Source organism: Azohydromonas lata NBRC 102462, from assembly GCF_001571085.1.
In the GTDB taxonomy this organism is placed as follows: domain Bacteria; phylum Pseudomonadota; class Gammaproteobacteria; order Burkholderiales; family Burkholderiaceae_C; genus Azohydromonas; species Azohydromonas lata.
On sequence record NZ_BCTC01000225.1, the window covers coordinates 1 to 2953 of the forward strand.

The 2953-nt window shown below is 71.9% G+C and carries 3 protein-coding genes; 1 reads left to right on the forward strand and 2 read right to left on the reverse strand.

Features of this window, described 5'->3' with window-relative positions:
• Window positions 1-1205: DUF4082 domain-containing protein (locus ALA01S_RS30615; protein WP_157119419.1), on the forward strand; the 1205-nt coding region annotated here is incomplete at its 5' end.
• A 74-nt stretch (window positions 1206-1279) separates the two neighbouring features.
• Here the strand turns inward: ALA01S_RS30615 and ALA01S_RS30620 are convergent.
• Both ALA01S_RS30620 and ALA01S_RS30625 read right to left on the reverse strand, forming a co-directional pair.
• Window positions 1280-1948: a hypothetical protein gene (locus ALA01S_RS30620; RefSeq protein WP_066343500.1), complete on the reverse strand. Its 669-nt coding sequence runs from the start codon at window positions 1946-1948 to the stop codon at window positions 1280-1282.
• A 166-nt stretch (window positions 1949-2114) separates the two neighbouring features.
• On the reverse strand, window positions 2115-2953 hold an 839-nt coding region (locus ALA01S_RS30625), incomplete at its 5' end, for a calcium-binding protein (RefSeq protein ID WP_373863024.1).

Consider the following 2953-nt stretch of genomic DNA (forward strand, 5'->3'; position numbering starts at 1 on the left):
CGGCCGTGGCCACGCAGGCGGCGGCGGGGCTCACCTCCACGCTGCCCACGGGCGTGCTGGGCTACGAGTGGGATGCCGACGTGGACAACGGCGCACGCCCGCCGGGGCTGTTCCGCCTGTCGCAGACCAGCATCACCAGCAACGGCGTGCTGCAGGACAACGGCTCCACCTTCGGCAACGGCACGCTCACGCATGCGCTGACGATGTACCGGCACGCCGGCGGCGCGCGGGTGTTCGGCGCCGGCACCATCCAGTGGAGCTGGGGCCTGGACGCCACGCACGACCTGCCGCGCGGCACCAACGCCGCGGTGGACCAGAGCCTGCAGCAGGCCACCGTGAACCTGTTCGCCGACATGGGCGTGCAGCCCGGCGCGCTGCGCTCGCCGCTGGCGGCGGCCACGGCCTCCACCGACACCACGGCGCCCACGGTGGCCATCGCCGCCCCGGCGGCCGGCGCCAGCGTCGCCGCGGGCAGCAGCGTGACGGTCAGCGGCACGGCCGCGGACGTGGGCGGCCAGGTGGCGGGGGTGGAGGTGTCCACCGACGGCGGCAGCACCTGGCATCCGGCCACCGGCCGCACCACCTGGAGCTTCAACTGGACGCCCACGGCCACGGGCACGGCCAGCCTGCAGGTGCGCGCGGTGGACGACAGCGGCAACCTCGCCGCCGTGCCGGCCACCCGCAGCGTCACCATCACGCCGCTGGCCTGCCCCTGCAGCGGCTTTGCCGCCTCGGCCACGCCCGGCACAGCCAGCGCCAACGATGCGGATACCGTCAACTTGGGTGTGAAGTTCAGCGTGGACCGGAGCGGCAGCATCACCGCCGTGCGCTTCTACAAGGGGCCGGCCAACACGGGCACGCACGTGGGCGCGCTGTGGACCAGCGACGGCACGCTGCTGGGCACGGCCACTTTCTTCAACGAAACGGCCACGGGCTGGCAGGAGGCCGTCTTCGCCACGCCCATCCCGGTGAGCGCGGGCACGGTGTACGTGGCGTCCTACCGCGCGCCCAACGGCGGCTACGCGTTCGACGGCAGCTTCTTCACCAACGCCGGCGTGGACAACGGGCCCGTGCACCTGCTGGGCAACGGCGTGAGCGGGGGCAACGGCGTGTTTGCCTACGGCGGCAGCTCGGTGGCGTTCCCGTCGTCGAGCTACCTGTCCGCCAACTACTGGGTGGACGTGGTGTTCATGCCGGCGCCGTAAAGAAGCAGCGGCGCCCCACCCTGCGGCTCCCGCCGCCGGATGGGGCGCCGCAGTGATGCCGGCGCGCGGGCCTCTCAGTGCGCCAAGGCGGCGTCCATGAGGTCCACCAGGTCCCAGGCGTTCACGGCCGTGGCCGGCGGGTCGTCGCCCAGCACCACGCCCAGGGTGTTCACCCGCGTCATCAGGCGCAGCTCGCCTATGCCCATGCTCAGGGCGAGATTGGCGAAGAGCGCGCCGGGCACGTCGTCGGGGTCCATGTCCGTGACGGCCGCCTCCGGGACGTAGCAGGCGATGTCGAAGGTGCCCGCGCCCGCGGGGTTGGGCGAGGCCAGGAAGCGCACGTCCTGTACGCACACCGCGTGGCCCAGGAAGTCCAGCGGGCCCAGGCGTCCCGCCACCTCGCGCGGAATGGGCTGCGAGAAGGCGCACACCCGCATGCGCGGCGGCATGGCCGGCGCCGCGGCCACCAGCGCCTGCACGGCCTCTATGCCTTCGGGGTTGTGGTTGCAGCTGATGGCGATGCGCAGCACCGCACCGTCGTTGGCCGGCACCTGGTCCACGCCCACGCGCAGCAGCGGATCGATGTCGGCCACCGCGCTGCGCAGCGTGTCCACGATGCGGCCGATGCGCGTGATCGAGGGCTCGAAGTCCGCCGCCGTGGCAGAGGCATCGAGCACCGCGCACAGGTCCGGGCCGTGATCAGCCACCGTCGTCCAGAACTGCCGTGCCTTGTCTTGGTTCATGTTCACCGTCTTCGCAAGAGGGAACCGGGTTTGCACGCCCGGTCATGAGATCGAGGCTCCATGGTGGAGCCCGACCCCCACGACGGTCGTTACACCATTGTTACAAGGGGGAAATCAAGGCCGGCGGAGCCGGCCCGCCGCGCGTGCGGGGCCGGCCCTTGCCCCGTCAGAACACGAACAGGTCTTCCGCCTTGAGCACCGTGTTGGCGCCCAGCTTGGCGATGAGCACCGCGGCGCCGGCCTTGCTGCCGTCGGCGTCGTAGAACAGCTCCCCCGTGGACTGCTTGTAGATCAGCCGGTCGTCGGCCTCCGCTGCCTTGCTGCCCAGGCACAGCGCCCCGGGCGCGAGCTGGCCCACGGCGCCCAGTGCGGTGAACACGGCGTGGTCGAACTCCAGCTTGTCGTCCACCGACGTGAAGTCGGTGAGGGTGTCCGCGCTGGTGCCGCCGGCAAAGGCGCCGGTGAAGCGGAACGTGTCCTGGCCGCTGCCGCCGGTGAGCTGGTCCAGCCCCGTGCCGCCGACGAGCACGTCGTTGCCCGCGCCGCCGTTGAGCGTGTCGTTGCCCGCGCCGCCATACAGCGTGTCGTTGCCCGCGTTGCCGTCGAGCTTGTCGTTGCCGTTCTTGCCGTCGAGGGCGCTGTCGCCGCGGCCGCCGCTGAGCGTGTCGTTGACGGTGGCACCGTTGGCGTCGCCATTGAGCACGTCATGGGCGTATTTCACCGTGGCCGTGGCCGTGCTGGCGACACTCTCGGCAGCCTTGAAGCCGTCGGTGTACGAGACCTTGACCGAGAGGGCCTGGCCCACGTCCGCCTCCACCAGCTTGTAGGCACTGCCCGTGGCGCCGGTGATGGCGGTACCGCCGCGCAGCCACTGGTAGCTGAGCTTGCCCAGCCCGTCGGCGTCGGCCAGTGCGCTGGTCACCGCCGTGAGCGTCTGGCCTTGCTCGGCCGTGCCGCTGACGGTGACGCCGCCCGTAGGCGCGTCGTTGACGTTGGCCACCGCGG

Excerpts from the sequence above, each read along its gene's own strand:
- ALA01S_RS30620 (WP_066343500.1), bottom strand. The coding sequence starts at position 1,948 with ATGAACCAAGACAAGGCACGGCAGTTCTGGACGACGGTGGCTGATCAC.